Source organism: Chryseobacterium sp. 14P4.3.2, from assembly GCF_057799275.1.
Map to the genome: position 1 here is coordinate 57,024 of NZ_JBYOKO010000013.1, position 17,953 is coordinate 74,976.

The following is a 17,953-nucleotide window of genomic DNA, read 5'->3' on the forward strand; positions in this document are numbered from 1 at the left end:
AGAAATGCAAAATTGCTAAAAAAGTTTGATTTTTGGGTGTTAAAATTATTATAATTTTAAATTATCCCCCAATATCATATCTTACAAAAATTTATCTCTGATAATCAATAGGTAAACTTTTGAATATACTCCTCCCTTTTACTTTCAGAAACCCCCAGTACCTGCTGAATGTAGGCATCCGTTGATCCATACTTTTTATTGATCTCATCAAAAGCAGCATCCAGATATCTTTTTTCTACCCAGCTTAGTTTTTCCAGCACCTGTAAATCCATCTTTGGGTAAAGGAAATGTAAGGTATTTGCCAAACGGAGTCTTTTCTGAACAAGATCTTTTCTGTAATTGTTAGACAAAAGATATTCATTATAAATAGTCTCTTTATCAAATTTCAGAATGGTTAAAACTAAAGCAGTAATAATTCCGGTTCGGTCTTTACCTGCCGTACAGTGATATAGAACCGGTTCTTTAGATTCCAGAACCTCATTGATGATGGACTTTATAATTTCCGGATTTTCTGTAACGTATTCACGATAAAAATCAATCATTCTTTTATCGGCATCTGAAGCATTCACTTTCCCTTTGAGAACTAATTTTCTAGCCTGAGCCAACTGATCTCCTTCATCTTCAAAAGCTGAATATTTTTTGTAAATTATTCCTGCAGGAAGCTGATCCGGTTTTTCTGCTGTTTCTTTGGAATTTCTAAGGTCAATGATTTCTTTTATTCCCAGTTTTTCAATAGAATTAAAAGATTTATTTCTCAGTTTATACAGATGGGCACTTCTGTAGAATTTACCTTCTTTCAAAGTTCTTCCTTCTGTATTTTTAATATTTCCCACTGCCCGGAAATTGGCCACCTTTTTGATATCAATGACTTTTTCTGTTTCATTTCTACCATATTGAGGGGTTTCAAAATGCTGTGTTTTGCAGGATAAAACACTGTATAATGAAATGCTGAGAATTGATATTTTGATTAATTTATTCAAACGTTTTTATTTAACCGATTTTTGCAATATTTAAAACCACCCCCGTAAAATCTTCTGATTTGCCACCCTAATTGTGACACTGGAGAGAGTTTCATGCTCTTATTAGGTTTTGGCTAATGCCAATGGAATTTTTCTGTTTTGATTAAATGGGCTAAAGCCCGTTTCTATTCATCACTGCCTTTGCAAAGACAAAATTGCATTTAATAATATATCTTAATATATACCTGGATATTCTATTTCATGGATGCCTACAAAAAATAACACATCTCCTGATTCATATTCTACTGTAACCTCATCTTCAACAGCGAAATTCCGGGTTCCTATCCTTGAGGTAATGCTTAAACTCCCATTAGTCAAAGGCCAGTTAAGTCCTTTGGTAGTTATATTATTGACCGATGGGAAAGGATACAGAGAGATCATTCTGTTTTTTACTCCTTTCAGTTTAAAATCATTTGGAATAAAATAATATTCTGAAAATTCATCATAAAACTTAATTTCCATTTGGTCCTTAAACGCATAGGCAACGGTAAGGTTTCCCAGAAAATGATCCTGTTCTCCTCCACTGCCTCCGAATACATCAATCTCTGAAAAGCCTTTTTCCAGAATAATTTCCAGGGCTTTATGAAAATCTGTTTTATCCTGATCTAAGGTAAGGATAAATTTATCCTGATACATATCTTCATCCGTTCCGGAGTGGGAGTCAAAATCCCCTGAAATAAAATCAAGTTTATCCAATGGAAAGCCCATCCGCTTTAAATAATGGAAAGCCCCGTCTGTACAGGCAATCAAACCATAATTTTCCGGATTGGGTAAAGATTTCGGAGCATCTCCGTTGATGAAAAGTAATGCTTTATCTTTCATTCGGGTTCCAGTATTCTTCCGGTTCGTTATTTAGTTTTGAAATATATCTTGCCAGAACAAAAAGATAATCTGAAAGTCTGTTTAAATATTTGATCAATTCCGGACGTACTTCTTCTGCTTCATTTAAAAATACCAATGAACGTTCTGCCCTTCTGCAGATGGTTCTTGCAGCGTGTAAAAAGGTAGCAGATTTTCCACCTCCGGGGAGTATAAAATACTGAAGCGGTTCCAGTTTTTCTTCAAAAGCATCCATCCACTGTTCAAGTTCTTCAATCTCCGTTTCTGAAATAACGATTGGAAGACGTGATTTACCATTTGCCAGCATCAGCTTGTCTGCTGGGGTAGCGGCTTCTGAACCTACCGTGAATAAATCAAACTGTATTTTCTTCAGTTGCTTCAGAACTTCCTGATCTTCAATATGGCTTTTGGCAATTCCAATGAATGAATTCAGTTCATCTATATTTCCATAGCTGTCAACTCTTGCACTGGCTTTGGAAACTCGTGTCCCTCCATATAGTGCAGTTTGCCCTTTATCTCCTGTTTTTGTATAAATTTTCATACTACTAAAATAATGTATTTTGTACAATGTAAAAAGTAAAATGTAGGAATGATTCTGTTACAGTTGACTGTCAGATTTCTGCATAAAAAAATGGCCGGTATAAAAACCAGCCATATCCAAATTATTTATTTACCTCTACATACTGTATGATGGTCTGATTTTTTGGGTTGTAGATAATTGTACTACTCTTGGGAAATCTCTTCAGCTTATAATACTGAATATTTTTATCACTTTTAATATCTTCCAGAAGGCTTGTATCAAAAGTATTTTCAGGAAGAAATTTGGACATAAAACTTATTTTATCAATAATGTTTTGTCCGTCAATTTTTCGGGCTTTCTTTTCTGACTTGCTTTCATCAGAAGTAGGCTGATTTTCTAAAAATGGAAGCAATACAGCAATGTCTGCTTTATATTTGAAAACATATCCTTCCGGCCTTCCCGGGATTTTTATTTTTTTCCCTTTTTCTTCGGAAACAATAGCTCCGGCATCCGGAAAAACTTCATTAAACTTAACGTCCTGAGAATTCGTTAAAGAATTTATAGATTCATTGACTGTGTTTTTTACTGTTTCTTCTACAACCTGCTGCGTTTTTTGCTGTACTTTTTCTGTTGTTTTCTGAACAGTCTGGTCAATTTTTTCTTCAATTTTATTACATGATACTAATAAAAAAGTGGTGATAACGGGCAAAATATACTTCTTCATAATTTTAATAAAACAATTTCTTTTTATTAATATACTTTCTTCTAACGGAAAAGTAGGTCCGGATATTTTAGCAAGCAAAGAATATTTTTTTAAACTTAAAAAAACCTGCTGACAAACTGTTGTCATAGTCTCCTCTTACCTTTGTATCAACAACAAACAAAAACCATACAATTATGACAACTACAGCCACAGCTACAAAACAATTTATGACTTCTGAACAGTTATTAAACGATTGGCAGGGACATAGAAATTTAACAAGAAGAGTCATTGAAGCTTTTCCGGAAAAAGATTTATTTGAATTTTCAATAGGTGGCATGAGACCATTTTCAAAAATGGCAGGAGAACTGATTGGTATTGGCGGGCCTGCTTTAAAAGGAATTGTTGAAGGGAACATGGAAGCCTACAGCGAGGAAGGATTCAACCCAAAAACCAAAGAAGATATCTTAAAAAAATGGGACGAAGAAACAGAGGTCATCAATCATTATTTTAATCAGATTTCTGAGGAACGTTTCCAGGAGACTTTCAATTTATTCGGAGAATATGAATTTCCGGTATATCAGAATATTCTTTATTTTATAGATAACGAAATTCATCACCGTGGACAAGGATATGTTTACCTGAGAGCTTTAGGAATTGAACCTCCTTTCTTCTGGGAGAGATTTTAATAATGTAAAGGAAGCTAAGGGTTCAAAAAAAATCGACTGCCCGATTTTTTTTTGTCAGCTTTCTTTAGTTTTCAGCCATTTCATCTTTTTGTCTTTATTAAACTCAAACCTCAACAATTACTCTGTTGGGGTTTTTATTGATGCCTTTTGGTCATTTTTACAAGTAATTCATTGAGTTTTGTGCGAAGGCTTACCGGTTCCAGAACTGTGGCATAATCTGCAAAGGTAATCAGCCAGCGTGGGAATCCGCCATCAATCCATTCTGTTTCAAAAGTAAGTTCTACACCATCCTCCGTTTCCACTTCATCAGTCAGTCCGTAATATTTTTTGGAATTCACCAGGTAGGTCATGATTTCTTTGTCTACTAAAAGTTTAACGACAACTTTACTTCCGTTGGATTTTTTCCGGTAATCATTCACCTGTCCATACTCCTGAAGAAAAGGGTTCTGAGTTTTTATAATCTCCATAATTCTGTCAATCCGAAATTGTCTGAAGTCTTTTCTCAAAGTGCAGAAAGCCATGATATACCAGAAATTAAACTCAAAGAACATCCCCACCGTTTCAATAGTTCTGTTCATCACTCTTCCATCCACGGTCTGATATCGTATATTGAGCTGAGTTTTCTCTGCAATACTTTCTAAAATAATAGGAATAACATTTTTCAGGGAGTCTCCGGAATCGGTATGAAAACTAAAGACATCAATCTGATTCTCTATATTCTGAATTAAACTTTTATCAGAATGCCGCAAAACTGACCTCACTTTTTCCATTGCAGCCTGATAATGGTTTCCCAAACTCTGGTGGGAAAACTTCTGCATCAGTTTTTCAGCAGTAATAAAGCTCAGCACTTCTTCTTTGGTAAACATGATGGGAGGAAGTTTATATCCTTCCATTAAAGAATAGCCGTTCCCTGCTTCTCCCACGATAGGGATACCCGCATTCTCCAGAGTTTTTATATCCCTGTAAATGGTTCTGATACTTACATCAAATTTCTCAGCCAAATCCTGTGCTCTCACAACAGGTTTAGACTGTAATTGGGTAAGAATAGCAGTTACCCTGTCCAATTTTTTAAGATAGTGGTCATTCATATTGCTCCTGCAAAGCTAAAATTCTTTTTCGAGGTACTAATGATAAATGCAACAGCTTTTTTATTAATTTTCTTTATACGTATTGACCAGCTTGTCCAGATTTAAGCTGCGGGCCGAAGCATCAAAAATTTCCCGGTAAGTACCGTCTTTGTCATAAAGTTCATTATGGGTTCCATTTTCAACCACCCTTCCCTTTTTCATTACATAGATTGTATCTGAATCTAAAATCTGTGACAATGAATGAGAAATGATAACTACGGTTCTTCCTTCTTTTATGGCATCCAAAGAATTTTTGATCTGCTCCGTGGCAATGGCATCCAGGCTGGCAGTTGGTTCATCTAAAAAGATAATGGGTGGATTTTTTAAAAATAATCTTGCAATGGCTATTCTCTGCTGCTGGCCTCCTGAAAGCTGCGTGGCATCATGCCGGTACTGATCAGGAAGATCCATAATCTGATCATGAAGGTAGGCTTTTTTAGCAGCTTCTTCAATTTGTTCAAAACTGGCATTCATATCTCCATAACGGATATTGTCTTCTATACTTCCCTGGAAAATATGATTCTTCTGAAGCACCAGACCAAGATCACTCCGCAGAAAAGTATTCTCGAAATCATTGAGGTTTATATCATCCAACAGAATCTCTCCGGAATCCGGAAGGTAAAATTTACATAAAAGGTTAATAACTGTTGATTTTCCTGCTCCACTCAATCCTACTAAGGCTGTCGTCTTTCCATTTTCAATTTTCATGGAAACATCATGAAGTGCTTTTGTTCCGTTGGGATAGGTAAAATCAACATTTTTTAATTCAAAAGTTCCTTTGATCTTTTTTTCTATAAAGTTTCCATTGGGTTCTGCTTCGTTATCTGCATTCAGAATATCAAAGTAGCCTTCGGCATAGATCATGGCATCGTTCATATCATCATAAATCCTGTGCAGCTGCCGGATAGGGGCAGAAACATTGTTAAAAAGCATAATGTGAAGCATGATTGCCCCAATGGTCATCTGCTGATCAAGGACCAGATAAACGGTCAAAAGGATTATTAAAACCACTCCAAACTGTTCGATAAAAGTTTTCAAACCGTCATATATAAAGTTTGTTTTTCTTGTGAACATCTGGCTTTCCATCAGTTCCATCTGAAGATCATATTGTTTTTTGCCTTCAAATTTTTCACGGACAAAACTTTTAATCACCATAATAGAATTGATCAGATTCAGAAGTCCGGATGTCTTTTTTTCTCTTTGGTTTCTAAGCTGCCGGCGTACTCCGCCGAGTTTTTTTGCCTGTAAAGAACTTATATAAAAATAGATGGGAACAATAATCGTAGAAACAGCTCCCACATATACATTCTGCATATACATAATGATCAGAGCAATGATGGCGTTGGAAAACAAAGGAAGAATATCGATGAAAAAGTTCTGTACCAGTTTTGTCAGACTTTCTATTCCACGGTCTATTCTGATCTGTAATTTTCCGGACTCATGATTTTCATCGTTAAAATAAGCTACTCGGTAAGTCAGAATTTTATCAATGGCTGACTGAGCCAGAATAGAACTTACATTAATCCTGATTTTTTCGCCATAAAATTTCTGACCAAAGTTGATGAAGATATTCAACAGCTCTTTTCCCAGTAAAATAACGGAAATGATGGTGAGGATATGAATTCCTTCTGCCATAGGGTTCGGAAGATGGGTAAGCTTTGTCACCTCATCTACAGTATATTTTAAAACGATTGGGTTTACCTGTGCTGCAAGTGCTCCCAGGAAAGTAAGAAAAAGCGTTCCATAAATCATTAAGCGGTAAGGTCTGATGAATGGGACAAGCTGCTTATAAATTCCGAATAAAGTAACTGTTCTGTTAAAAGGTTTTGCCATGAATCATAGTATAGGTCTTAGTAAAATTAAACCTTTTTTAAAACAATTCATAGAAAAACCAGGCTTAATACCTGCTTATTTTCTCATCCGGACCAAAACCATTTAATCTCCCTGTATTCAAAATGACTTTCCTAGTTCCGGAAGTTTATTCTACCCTACTTTTTTGAAATTACGCATTATTATTAATTGTTGTATTTAAAATACAACAATTAATATTTTTTGTACATTTGTACCATCACATAAAAAAAGACCAGATGAATAACGATCAAAAAGCACTTGTAAAAGCAACAGTACCAGTTTTAAAAACGAATGGAACCGATTTAACAAAACATTTTTATACAAGGATGTTTACGCATAACCCTGAACTGAAAAACATTTTCAATATGAGTAACCAGGCAAGTGGAAAACAGCAGAATGCTTTAGCTGGAGCTGTATTAGCCTATGCTGAGCAAATTGAAAATCCTGAAGTTCTTATCAATGTTTTAAGATCTATCGGAAATAAGCATGTAAGCTTAAATATTAGCCCCGAGCAATATGATATTGTTGGACTTCACTTGATTTCTTCAATAAAAGAGGTTCTTGGGGAAGCAGCACATGATCAACTCGTAGAAGCATGGACACAAGCCTATAATGAATTGGCTCAAATTATGATTTCTATTGAACACGAACTTTATCAATCTACCTTACAAAAGGATGGAGGATGGAAAGGATGGAGAGCGTTTGTAATTGCAGATATTGTGGAGGAAAGCAGTGAAATTAAATCATTCTACCTAAGTCCTAAAGATAATCAAGCCATTGCCAACTATCTTCCAGGACAGTATATTTCGGTGAAGACATTTGTTCCTGCATTAGGACATGAACAGCCAAGACAGTATAGTTTATCATCAGCCTTCAACCCAGATCATTACAGAATATCCGTGAAGAGAGAAAAAAACATTCAGAATTTGCCTGATGGGGTTGTTTCAAATGTATTGCATCAAAAAATGATAGGTGATGAAATATGGGTCAGCGCTCCTGCCGGTGTTTTTTATGCCAATCCAATATCTGAAGATCCGTTGGTACTAATAAGCGGCGGCGTAGGCGTAACTCCATTGTTAAGCATGCTGGAAACTAAAAAAAATACGCTACAGAATAACACGGTAGTCTGGCTTCATAGCTGTAGAGATGAAAATGTACACGCATTTAAAGACCATGTAAATCAACTAAACACTAATAATCAATGGCTTACTACTCATGTTTTTTATGAAACTATTGAAAATAAGTCTCATTTTGTCAGAAAAGGAAGAATAAACTTACATGAAATTAAAGAGGAAATTCTTATTGATAAAGCAAAGTATTACATTTGTGGACCCGAAGCATTTATTAAAGCTCAATATGACTCTTTACTACAGCTAGGTATTGCCAAAGAAGATATTCTCTATGAGGAGTTTGGGCCTCAACTGCTTCATCTAAATTAAAAATCAATGAAACTGAACCATTTTACCGACTATAGTTTACGAGTATTAATTTATCTAAATCAAAACGATAAGGCTTCTTCATGTTCTTTGGATGAATTATCCGGAAAACTGAATATACTCCGTAATCATCTTATTAAAGTGGTTCAGTTTCTAGCTCAAAAAGACTTAGTCATAACGAAAAGAGGAAAAAATGGTGGAATTACCATTTCTGAAAAAGCTAATAAGACTGGATTAGGAAGTCTCATCCATTTATTGGAACAAGATGACACCCCCATCATTAATTGTTTTGCAAAATCTTGTGTGTTTGTCTCCTATGATTGTAAACTAAAATCATTTTTAGACACCGCTTATCAAGCTTTTATTGACAGTATGAACCAGCATCATTTATCTGACCTCGCTTTTAACCATTGGGAAATTATCTTTGCCAATCAGAAAAATGCTACAAACAGTAATTAAAAGCCTGTTTATTACGGCTATCATCACTTTTACATTAAGCTCATTACACAATAGTGAAAAGATTGATGACGAATATTTTATGTATGACTGGTTAGAGGCATGGTCTATTGCACTGACGATAACTTTAACATTCAATATTCTTATTTTTCCCAATTGTAAATTCATGAGAAAAAACTGAACAAATCCATTAAAAAGTTTTTGCTATAAAATTTGTCTTATCCTTCATACATATACGTCGTCAGATAATGCAGTTCAGATTTGCTTGCTTCTTTCGACTCTTCTTTTGCCTGTTCCAGTGAATACTGGGTATTGATTTCTTTTTTCTGGAATACAAAAGAGTTATTAGCATTCTTATCCACCACATCATTAAAGATATGTTCTATTTCGGAATTCGCTAATGAAGCAAAACTTATATCTTCGAAGCCATACATCAGCCTCAGATCGTCAAACTGTTTAAAGTTATCGTTTACAAATCCTTGTAAATGAGCCTTGGAATCAAAATTACCTGCCCAGATGTTGTAGGCATATTTTTTCTTTTTAGGCTTATCCAAAATACTTTGATACACGAAGTTTTCACCAAGATATGCTTCTCTTACCTGCGGATCATTAGCCAGGTCTTCCGGAAGTCCTTCTTTCAGGATCTTTCCTTCAAACATAATATAAGTTTTGTTGGTAATTGCCAAAGTCTGCTGTACGTTGTGGTCGGTAATCAGGATTCCGATATTCTTATCCACTAAGCTTCTTACAATTTTCTGGATATCTTCTACTGCAATAGGGTCTACTCCTGCAAAAGGTTCATCCAACAGGATAAAATTCGGGCTTGTGGCAAGACAACGTGCAATTTCTGTTCTACGTCTCTCTCCTCCGGAAAGAAGATCTCCTCTGTTTTTACGAACATGCTGTAAAGAAAATTCTTCAATCAGTTCATCACATTTGATCTGCTGCTCTCGCTTTGAAAGCTTAGTCAGCTGTAATACTCCCATAATATTCTCTTCTACAGACAGCTTTCTGAAAACGGAAGCTTCCTGAGCAAGATAACCGATTCCTTTTTGGGCTCTACGATACATTGCATCTGTAGTAATTTCCTGTTTATCCAGGAAAATTTTCCCTGAAGTGGGCTTAACCAACCCTACGATCATATAAAACGATGTGGTTTTCCCTGCTCCATTCGGACCCAGCAAACCTACAATTTCCCCCTGTTGAACCTGTACAGAAACGCCTTTTACAACTTTTTTAGGACCGTATTCTTTGATTAAGTTTTCTCCTCGTAAAATCATAGGGCAAATATATCAAAAATATAAATTCTCTTTTACAGCAATATCAATTTTATTATCTGAAAAATATAAGCCTGCCTGGTTTTACCTTATTGTAACTTTTTCTTAATTAAGACTACTTATCATATAATCAATCAACCTATTACAAATAATAAAAAATGGAAAATTACGGTTATACAAAAACAGAAAACAGGCAGAGCTACCAAAATAATGCTCCTTACCGCTCGGAAAAGAAAATTCCTGCGGCATTATTAGGTATTCTCGTAGGCTGGCTGGCCTTAAACAAGTTTTATCTGGGATACACCAAAGAAGGTATTATTCAGCTGGTGCTTAATATTGTTACTTTAGGTGCTGCTTCTGTTATCCCTTTTATTGAAGGCATTCTGTACCTGTTTATGAATGATAGGCAATTTGATGACACCTATGTTTACGGAAGAAAAGGCTGGTTATAAAATGACACCTTCTCTGAAAGCTGATCAGCAAGATCGAATTCTGACAATCCCTTTATTAGCTCAAGGATTAATGATGGTTTACTATTTAATTTCCATAATTTTACCGGCTTCAAATCAAGAATTAAATTATTATGGAAAACAATCAGGAACTGACAGATCTGCTTGCATTAGATCTGGGTCTTAATATTACCAACCGAAGGCCCTATGCCAAAGAAGTATTTAAATGGCAGGATATCGACCTCCTTCCACATTCTTCTGCTGATACGCTGCTTTGTGAAATCTTTGAATGGAATGGCCGGAACTGGAGAACAACGGGAAATAATCTTATCGGCTATTTATTCTCTGACGAGGCTTTAAGAACCGTCAAAGCACAGCTCATCAATACGCCCAAGCATCCTGCTCTCATCCCTGACTTTGAGTTTACCAAAGACAGCATGATTGAATATGGTCTGGCATTACCATCGTTATTCAATAGAAGCTAAAAGCTTTTCTGTAAGGGTCAATAATGTTACCAAATCCAGAATCACCAATATTGATTCTCCCGGTATTGAAATTCTGAAGAACTATTCACTTTTCACACAGGAAAGCTCTAAAACCTACAGGAGAAATATTAAGTTTAATTATCTGAGTACTTCGTTATTCTATGCGGAAAGTGTGGAAATTTTTCTGGAAAAAGAATCTGCTGTCGGCTTAGACTTAAGTTTTCAGACTCAGAATGTAGAAGTGGAAACCAGGACTGATACAGAAACTGAAAAACATTTCGTATTAAAATATTCCGGAAATCAGGCCCCTTTTGCAGCAAAATTTACGAAAGGAAAAGATTTCAATATTATGTAATCAATATGTATTCTTTCACCTCTGACATGGATCATAAAAAACCGGCCGTTCTATAAGAACAGCCGGTTTCATATTTAATACTGGATTAATCAGGACACGCTAAATGCTCTACAACACATGGCTTTTGATCTTTATTATTTCTTCTTGAAATAGGTTGAACCACATCTATTTTTTATGGAGATGAGGTTTTAAAAAACAGATTATCAACTCGTCATTAACGTTCGTATCCTGATTCAGCAGTTCATTATTTATTCAACAAAATTGCAGCTTCTTTTGCAAAGTAAGTAAAGATCATATCAGCACCGGCTCTTTTGAAGCACGTAAGACTTTCAATGATCGTTTTATCATTATCCAGCCAGCCGTTCTGTGCAGCCGCTTTTACCATTGCATATTCTCCGCTTACGTTATATACCGCAATAGGAAGATCAATAGCTTCGCGCACTTTGGAAACGATGTCCAGGTACGGAAGTCCCGGTTTGATCATGATAACATCAGCCCCTTCTTCAATATCTTTATACACTTCGTTTAATGCCTCACGCGAATTGTGGAAATCCATCTGATATGTTTTTTTATCTTTCGGAATTTCCATATCATCCTTAGGAGCACTGTCTAAAGCGCTTCTGAAAGGTCCATAGAAAGAACTTGCATATTTGGCAGCATAGCTTACGATTCCTACATCAGCAAATCCGCTTTCTTCCAATGCTTCACGAATCACCATTACTCTGCCGTCCATCATATCACTAGGTGCCACAAGGTCTGCTCCTGCTTCTGCGTGAGATACTGACATTCTGGCCAATGCATCATTGGTAGCATCATTTAAAACTTTACCGTTTTCAATAATTCCGTCATGACCATAGATTGAATAAGGATCTAATGCCACATCCGGCATAATAATCATTCCCGGAACGGCATCTTTGATCGCTTTGATCGTGTTCTGCATTAATCCGTCTTTGTTCCAGGCTTCTTTTCCGGTGTTGTCTTTTAAGTGTTCTGACACTTTCATGTACAAATTGACAGCTTTTACACCCAAAGAAAATAATTCCTTACATTCCTTCACTGTTAAATCTATACTCCGCCTAAAAATTCCCGGCATCGACGGGATCGCTTCCTGCTTGTTTTCGCCCTCCATTACGAAGATCGGCATTACAAAATCATCAGTTGTAAGCACATTTTCTCTTACCAAACTTCTGATAGATTCATTAACTCTAAGTCTTCTATTTCTTGAATGTATCATTTTGGAATACTTTTTGAATAAGTTTCTACAAATTTAATATAAGTTCTACAAAAAACTATTGTAAGAAATTGCAGAATTTATTATATTTGTTATATATATTCGAGAAATTATAAATTTGATGAAAAAACTTTTACTTTTAATTCTACTTACAGGCACTTTTGTTGGATTTTCCAACAATTTAAAAGCTCAACTGAGAGAGCCCGGTTCCATCACTCAAAAAGCTGATGATGGAGTGTTGCTTGCCTATCCAAATCCCGCAAAGGATTTTCTTATCGTTAAGGCAAAAGATTCTTCTTTAAGAATCAAAAGTGTGACTTTCTATTCTATTTTGGGTATGCAGGTTGCCAGCTATACCGTAAATATGAACTCCGGCGAGATTAATATTGAAAAATTAAAACCCGGAAAATATATGATCCGATATCTTTTAAGTGACAACACGCAAAAAGTTACTCAAATCGTAAAACAATAAATTAGAATCCTGATAATCATCAGGATTTTTTCTTTTACTTCATTCTATTTTAATATTTCCGTAACTTTCAGCACTTTTTTATACTAATTGTAAAAAGACAATTTAATGCTAAAAGCTGAACATATTAAAAAGACCTATAATGCCGGGAAAAAAGTGGCACTGGATGATTTTAGTATCCATGTTCCACAAGGCAGTATTTATGGCCTTTTAGGACCCAATGGGGCTGGAAAAACTTCTTTCATCCGGATCATCAACCAAATTACCCAAGCCGACTCAGGAGAAATCTTCATCAATGGAGAGAAACTGAATCCCAACCATATCAGAGATATCGGATATATGCCCGAAGAAAGAGGGCTGTATAAGAATATGAGTGTAGGTGATCAGATTCTTTATTTCGGAGAACTGAAAGGCATGAGTAAGAATGATGCTCTGAATGAAGCTAAAAAATGGTTTGATAAGCTTAACATCGATCAATGGTGGAAAAAGAAGCTTTCTGAGCTTTCAAAAGGGATGGCCCAAAAAATTCAGTTTGTGGTCACAGTACTCCACCGCCCTCATCTTTTAATTCTGGATGAGCCTTTCTCAGGTTTTGACCCTGTAAATGCCAACTTAATCAAAGATCAGATTATTGATCTTAAAAATAATGGTACAACGATTATTCTTTCTACCCACAGAATGGAAAGTGTGGAGGAAATGTGTGATTATGTTGCTTTGATCAACAATTCCAAGAAAATCATTGACGGGAAGGTTTTTGATGTAAGGGAAAGATTCAAGAAAAACATTTTTGGAATTACGCTTTCTGAAGTAAATAGTGATGAACTTGAAAGTTTTAAAAACAAGTACGAGATTTTTAATTTTTCAAATGAGAATAATCTTATTTCTTTTGATCTGAAAAATGAGGCCAGCCAGAATAATATTCTTCTTGACCTGGTACATGTAGGCAAAGTGAGATCATTCGACGAGAGAATTCCGAGTATGAATGAAGTATTTATTAATGCCGTAAGTAACCATTCTTAATTTTATGAAAAACATTTTTTTAATTACAAAAAGAGAATTTCTTACGCAGGTTAAGAAAAAATCATTCATTATACTGACCTTATTAGCCCCTATCCTGATCATTGCTTTCGGAGCCGTGATCGGTTTAATGTTTAAAGCTAATGAATCGCACAGCGTTATAGAAGTAGTAGACAAAAGCGGACTTTTCATGAATCAGCTGAAGTCGAACGATAAGTTAAATTATGTAATTGTTTCTGCTGCCGACGAAAAGTCTAAGATTAACAATTTAAAAGGCAATGAATCTCTGGATGGTATTCTGATATTACCGGAGTTGAAAAACAACAATTTTGACGAGCTTGAAAAAGAAACCCGACTGGTTATTAATACTAAAATAGGTTTTGATACCAAACAAAGAATCGTTTCTGACATTACCAATGTTGTTAAAAAAGAAAAAATCAAACAACTGGGTATTCAGGAGGTTCAGCTGGATGATCTTGATAAAAGTTTCAGCCTAAAAACCATTAATGTTACGAATAACAATAAAGAGGATTCTGATCTTTCTTTTGGAGTAAAATCTGGGCTTAGTATGGTTCTGATGTATGTTACTTTTATGTTTATCATTATTTATGGGGTAAGAGTAATGCGAAGTGTACTTGAAGAAAAGAACAACCGCGTGGTGGAAATTATCATTTCCTCTGTAAAACCATTTGAACTGATGATGGGAAAAATTCTGGGGGTAACTCTGGTTGCACTCACTCAGTTTATCATCTGGATCACGATGTCTGTTATTGGGGCATTGGTTCTGAATACCGGTTTCTCAACTCTTCAAAAAGGGATGCCCGGTGGGAATAACGAGATCGCGAGTAAGCTTGATATGAGCCAGCTTGCCACTCAGATTTCTCACAGTTTACTGGAACTGAATTTCCCATTGATCATTTTTGTATTCATTGTTTTTTTCCTGTTAGGATATATTTTCTACAGTTCTATCTATGCAGCTATCGGTTCTGCTGTGGATAATGAAACAGAAACCCAACAGTTCACTTTATTTGCCGTTTTACCTTTGATGCTGGGAATGTATGGAAGTTTTACAATCATGAACAATCCTGATGGCCCGTTAGGCTTCTGGCTCTCAATTATTCCATTTACGTCTCCTGTTGCGATGATTGCAAGAATTCCGTTTGGGGTTCCTGCATGGCAGATTGCCTTATCAATTGCTTTGTTATTGGGAACAACGATTTTCATGATCTTCCTGGCTGGAAAAATCTACCGTGTAGGTATTCTTATGTATGGCAATAAAGCGACTTTAAAAGAGATTTGGAAGTGGATTAAAGGATAGTACTACAAAAGAGTAAATTGCTTTTTGTAATTCTATAAATACTAACTTTATAAAAAACAAAAATCCCGGAAATTAAAATTTCCGGGATTTTTTATATTCTGAATAAATATTTTATTTGAATATGTAGCTTAAGGTAAGTGCCAGAACCTGTTCTGATTTTTTCTTATCAGTACCCTTTGTTTCTTTTGCAAGGCCAGGGTAAGTATCAGCAAGACCTAAATCATATTTTACAGCTACTTCGAGTTGTCTCTTGTAGCTATATCCTATTCCCAGTCCTAATCCCCAGTTAAAGCTGTTTGCCTTTCCATTGACGCCCGCCGGCTGTTTAGGATCGGTAACATCCGGATCATAGTAGGGTCTGTTGGCAGGTGCATTTTTAACATTTTGGTTTAATAAAAAGTTAAATCTTGGTCCTATCAATCCAAAGAATTCTGATTCTGCTTCAGAAAAGTATCCTTTGAAATAAAGAGGTACACTCAGGTAGTTATTGCCATATACTGCGTTATAACCATCTACTCCTTTAGCATCTTTGTCTTTCCCTGTTTCTCCTGCACCGTAATACTCAACTTCAGGTTGAATAAAGAACTGGTTTGCCTTTCCTACGGGAATCAGCGCCAAAGCTCCACCTTGAAAAGTGTACCTTGGGCCGGAAGGATTATGGGCATTGGATACTCGAGAGTAGTTTAAACCTCCTGTAACTCCGAATCTTGTACTTTTCCATTGCACTTGTGCAAAAGATAAAGCAGACAGAGCGAGAGCAGAGGCCAATAAAAGTTTTTTCATATGATTTGGGTTTTATATTATCCTAGAATTTTTGCTACAGTAGCACCAATATCAGCAGGAGAATCAACTACGTTGATACCATTTTCTCTCATGATCTCCATTTTTGCCTGAGCTGTATCTTCTGCACCACCTACAATAGCACCAGCGTGTCCCATTGTTCTTCCTTTTGGAGCTGTTTGTCCAGCGATAAATCCTACAACCGGCTTAGTAGATCCGCTTGATTTGTACCATCTTGCTGCTTCTGCTTCAAGACCTCCACCAATTTCACCGATCATTACAACAGCTTCAGTTTCCGGGTCGTTGATGAATAATTCCAAAGCTTCTCTTGTTGTAGTTCCAATGATTGGGTCACCACCGATTCCGATTGCTGTAGAAATACCGTAACCAGCTCTTACAACCTGATCAGCAGCTTCATAAGTAAGGGTACCTGATTTTGAAACGATACCTACTTTACCTTTTTTGAAAACGAAACCTGGCATAATACCAATTTTAGCTTCTTCAGAAGTAATGATCCCAGGGCAGTTTGGTCCGATTAATCTGCAGTCTCTGTCTGCGATATAAGATTTCACTTTCACCATATCAGCTACAGGAATACCTTCAGTAATACATACAATTACTTTGATCCCTGCTTCAGCAGCTTCCATAATAGCATCTGCTGCAAATGCCGGTGGTACGAAAATAATACTTACGTTTGCTCCAGCTTTTTCTACTGCATCAGCCACTGTATTAAATACCGGCTTCCCCAAGTGCTCGCTACCTCCTTTTCCTGGAGTAACACCACCTACTACGTTGGTTCCGTATTCAATCATCTGGCTAGCGTGGAAAGTACCCTCGTTCCCTGTAAATCCTTGTACAATTACTTTAGAATCTTTGTTTACTAAAATTGACATTTTATTGTTGTTTTAATTTATTTATTATTTTATTAATGATCACAAATTTACTCAAATTTCTTTGATATTGGGTAAAACCTTTTGAATTGTTTATTTGAGATTTCTCAGTTTTACTTCTTTTTTCAGATACGTTTTGAAATCCTCTGCAAACATCCCAATATAGGTTCCTTTTTCCAGATCTCTGTTTACTCCTGTTTTCCCAAGGAGCACAGTTCCGCTTTCTACTTTATTGCCAGAAGCGATACCCACCTGACCCCATAATGTAACTTCGTCACCAATGATGCAGCATCCGGCGATTCCCACCTGCGAGGCAATCAGGCATTTTTTCCCAATGACGGTGTCATGTCCAATCTGGATCTGATTATCCAAAACAGAGCCTTCTCCTATGATCGTAGAGTCTGTAACTCCTCTGTCAATGGTACAGCCATTTCCGATTTCCACATTATTTTCGATCACTACATTTCCCACTGAAATTAAACGGTCAAAGTGACCATCCAATTTTCTGTAATAAAATGCGTCACCACCTAAAACGGTGTTGGACTGTATAATGACATTATCACCTATCACCGTTCTGTCACCAATGACAACATTAGGGAAAATAAGGCTGTTTTTTCCGATTTTCACATTATTTCCAATAACTGCGGAACGATGGATCTTTGTACCCTCTCCTATTTCAGCATCGTGAAGTTCTTCTGTGAAGTTATAGATTCTTGTAAAATGCGTATTGATCTTATTGAAGTCTCTGAAAGGATCTTCAGATACTAAAAGAGCCTTTCCTTCCGGACAGTCCACTTCTTTATCAATCAAAATAATGGTAGCTGCAGAGTTTAGTGCTTTATCGTAGTATTTGGGATGGTTCACAAATACTATATCTCCAGGTTTTACCATATGAATTTCATTGGTACCCAATACTTCAAAATCTTCAGGGCCAATAAATCTCGAGCCTATTAAATCGGCAATCGTTTTAAGCTTTTGCGGAGAATGGAATCTCATAACAATAGATTTTCTTATAAAACAAAATTCGGAATGCTAGTGCAAACC

General features: G+C 36.1%; 20 protein-coding genes and 1 pseudogene. 10 read left to right on the forward strand and 11 right to left on the reverse strand.

The window, feature by feature from the left end; translation table 11 throughout:
- Positions 1 to 104 precede the first annotated feature (104 nt).
- The 4 genes from AC27VX_RS17495 to AC27VX_RS17510 form a co-directional block, all read right to left on the reverse strand.
- Positions 105 to 980, reverse strand: a complete 876-nt coding sequence (locus AC27VX_RS17495) for a tyrosine-protein phosphatase (protein WP_300686989.1) — start codon at positions 978 to 980, stop codon at positions 105 to 107.
- A gap of 213 nt (positions 981 to 1,193) precedes the next feature.
- Entirely contained in the window at positions 1,194 to 1,841 is a 648-nt protein-coding gene (locus AC27VX_RS17500) for a thiamine diphosphokinase (protein WP_236855699.1), read from the reverse strand.
- Positions 1,831 to 2,400, reverse strand: a complete 570-nt coding sequence (locus AC27VX_RS17505) for a cob(I)yrinic acid a,c-diamide adenosyltransferase (protein WP_236855700.1) — start codon at positions 2,398 to 2,400, stop codon at positions 1,831 to 1,833. The genes AC27VX_RS17500 and AC27VX_RS17505 overlap by 11 nt, the downstream gene beginning before the upstream one ends.
- A 121-nt stretch (positions 2,401 to 2,521) precedes the next feature.
- Complete coding sequence (locus AC27VX_RS17510; RefSeq protein WP_300686992.1) at positions 2,522 to 3,103, reverse strand: hypothetical protein; 582 nt, start codon at positions 3,101 to 3,103, stop codon at positions 2,522 to 2,524.
- A 173-nt stretch (positions 3,104 to 3,276) separates the two neighbouring features.
- Here AC27VX_RS17510 and AC27VX_RS17515 point away from each other — a divergent pair, with 173 nt between their 5' ends.
- The gene (locus AC27VX_RS17515; protein ID WP_300686994.1) at positions 3,277 to 3,768 is read left to right on the forward strand and encodes a DinB family protein; all 492 of its coding nucleotides are present in this window, start codon (positions 3,277 to 3,279) and stop codon (positions 3,766 to 3,768) included.
- 134 nt (positions 3,769 to 3,902) lie between these two features.
- On the opposite strand, the gene AC27VX_RS17520 is transcribed toward AC27VX_RS17515, so the two are convergent.
- Entirely contained in the window at positions 3,903 to 4,856 is a 954-nt protein-coding gene (locus tag AC27VX_RS17520) for a helix-turn-helix transcriptional regulator (protein ID WP_236855703.1), read from the reverse strand.
- A 63-nt stretch (positions 4,857 to 4,919) separates the two neighbouring features.
- Positions 4,920 to 6,647: an ABC transporter ATP-binding protein gene (locus AC27VX_RS17525; RefSeq protein ID WP_236859523.1), complete on the reverse strand. Its 1,728-nt coding sequence runs from the start codon at positions 6,645 to 6,647 to the stop codon at positions 4,920 to 4,922.
- A gap of 335 nt (positions 6,648 to 6,982) precedes the next feature.
- Here AC27VX_RS17525 and hmpA point away from each other — a divergent pair, with 335 nt between their 5' ends.
- Genes hmpA through AC27VX_RS17540 form a run of 3 tightly spaced genes read left to right on the forward strand, consistent with a single transcriptional unit; the run spans position 6,983 to position 8,819 of the window.
- The gene (gene hmpA, locus AC27VX_RS17530) at positions 6,983 to 8,185 is read left to right on the forward strand and encodes an NO-inducible flavohemoprotein (RefSeq protein WP_488696943.1); all 1,203 of its coding nucleotides are present in this window, start codon (positions 6,983 to 6,985) and stop codon (positions 8,183 to 8,185) included.
- Between the two features lie 6 nt (positions 8,186 to 8,191).
- Positions 8,192 to 8,641 carry an RrF2 family transcriptional regulator gene (locus AC27VX_RS17535; RefSeq protein WP_236855705.1) on the forward strand — a complete coding sequence of 150 codons (450 nt, stop codon included), beginning with the start codon at positions 8,192 to 8,194 and terminating at the stop codon, positions 8,639 to 8,641.
- Positions 8,622 to 8,819 carry a DUF2798 domain-containing protein gene (locus tag AC27VX_RS17540; RefSeq protein ID WP_236855706.1) on the forward strand — a complete coding sequence of 66 codons (198 nt, stop codon included), beginning with the start codon at positions 8,622 to 8,624 and terminating at the stop codon, positions 8,817 to 8,819. The genes AC27VX_RS17535 and AC27VX_RS17540 overlap by 20 nt, the downstream gene beginning before the upstream one ends.
- Before the next feature lie 373 nt (positions 8,820 to 9,192).
- Here the strand turns inward: AC27VX_RS17540 and lptB are convergent.
- A pseudogene (gene lptB / locus AC27VX_RS17545) lies at positions 9,193 to 9,918 on the reverse strand (LPS export ABC transporter ATP-binding protein); the annotation flags it as partial.
- Between the two features lie 155 nt (positions 9,919 to 10,073).
- Here lptB and AC27VX_RS17550 point away from each other — a divergent pair.
- The 3 genes from AC27VX_RS17550 to AC27VX_RS17560 all read left to right on the forward strand — a co-directional run bounded on the left by AC27VX_RS17550 (position 10,074) and on the right by AC27VX_RS17560 (position 11,204).
- Entirely contained in the window at positions 10,074 to 10,367 is a 294-nt protein-coding gene (locus AC27VX_RS17550; RefSeq protein ID WP_236855708.1) for a TM2 domain-containing protein, read from the forward strand.
- Between the two features lie 131 nt (positions 10,368 to 10,498).
- Positions 10,499 to 10,849: a hypothetical protein gene (locus AC27VX_RS17555; protein ID WP_488696946.1), complete on the forward strand. Its 351-nt coding sequence runs from the start codon at positions 10,499 to 10,501 to the stop codon at positions 10,847 to 10,849.
- Positions 10,812 to 11,204, forward strand: coding sequence for a hypothetical protein (locus tag AC27VX_RS17560; RefSeq protein ID WP_488696948.1), 393 nt, complete (start codon positions 10,812 to 10,814; stop codon positions 11,202 to 11,204). Before AC27VX_RS17555 ends, AC27VX_RS17560 begins: the two co-directional genes overlap by 38 nt.
- A 244-nt stretch (positions 11,205 to 11,448) precedes the next feature.
- Here AC27VX_RS17560 and hemB read toward each other — a convergent pair whose 3' ends face one another.
- Positions 11,449 to 12,438 carry a porphobilinogen synthase gene (hemB, locus tag AC27VX_RS17565; protein ID WP_236855710.1) on the reverse strand — a complete coding sequence of 330 codons (990 nt, stop codon included), beginning with the start codon at positions 12,436 to 12,438 and terminating at the stop codon, positions 11,449 to 11,451.
- A 118-nt stretch (positions 12,439 to 12,556) separates the two neighbouring features.
- On the opposite strand from hemB, the gene AC27VX_RS17570 reads away from it, so the two are divergent.
- The 3 genes from AC27VX_RS17570 to AC27VX_RS17580 all read left to right on the forward strand — a co-directional run bounded on the left by AC27VX_RS17570 (position 12,557) and on the right by AC27VX_RS17580 (position 15,239).
- The gene (locus AC27VX_RS17570) at positions 12,557 to 12,907 is read left to right on the forward strand and encodes a T9SS type A sorting domain-containing protein (RefSeq protein ID WP_300686517.1); all 351 of its coding nucleotides are present in this window, start codon (positions 12,557 to 12,559) and stop codon (positions 12,905 to 12,907) included.
- A gap of 105 nt (positions 12,908 to 13,012) precedes the next feature.
- Positions 13,013 to 13,924: an ABC transporter ATP-binding protein gene (locus AC27VX_RS17575; RefSeq protein WP_236855712.1), complete on the forward strand. Its 912-nt coding sequence runs from the start codon at positions 13,013 to 13,015 to the stop codon at positions 13,922 to 13,924.
- A 4-nt stretch (positions 13,925 to 13,928) separates the two neighbouring features.
- Positions 13,929 to 15,239: an ABC transporter permease gene (locus AC27VX_RS17580; RefSeq protein ID WP_488696951.1), complete on the forward strand. Its 1,311-nt coding sequence runs from the start codon at positions 13,929 to 13,931 to the stop codon at positions 15,237 to 15,239.
- A 111-nt stretch (positions 15,240 to 15,350) separates the two neighbouring features.
- Here AC27VX_RS17580 and AC27VX_RS17585 read toward each other — a convergent pair whose 3' ends face one another.
- The 3 genes from AC27VX_RS17585 to AC27VX_RS17595 all read right to left on the reverse strand — a co-directional run bounded on the left by AC27VX_RS17585 (position 15,351) and on the right by AC27VX_RS17595 (position 17,905).
- Positions 15,351 to 16,022 carry a porin family protein gene (locus AC27VX_RS17585; RefSeq protein WP_488696953.1) on the reverse strand — a complete coding sequence of 224 codons (672 nt, stop codon included), beginning with the start codon at positions 16,020 to 16,022 and terminating at the stop codon, positions 15,351 to 15,353.
- Between the two features lie 17 nt (positions 16,023 to 16,039).
- The gene (gene sucD / locus AC27VX_RS17590; RefSeq protein ID WP_236855715.1) at positions 16,040 to 16,912 is read right to left on the reverse strand and encodes a succinate--CoA ligase subunit alpha; all 873 of its coding nucleotides are present in this window, start codon (positions 16,910 to 16,912) and stop codon (positions 16,040 to 16,042) included.
- Positions 16,913 to 17,002: 90 nt separating this feature from the next.
- Entirely contained in the window at positions 17,003 to 17,905 is a 903-nt protein-coding gene (locus AC27VX_RS17595; protein ID WP_236855716.1) for a UDP-3-O-(3-hydroxymyristoyl)glucosamine N-acyltransferase, read from the reverse strand.
- Between the last annotated feature and the right edge of the window lie 48 nt (positions 17,906 to 17,953).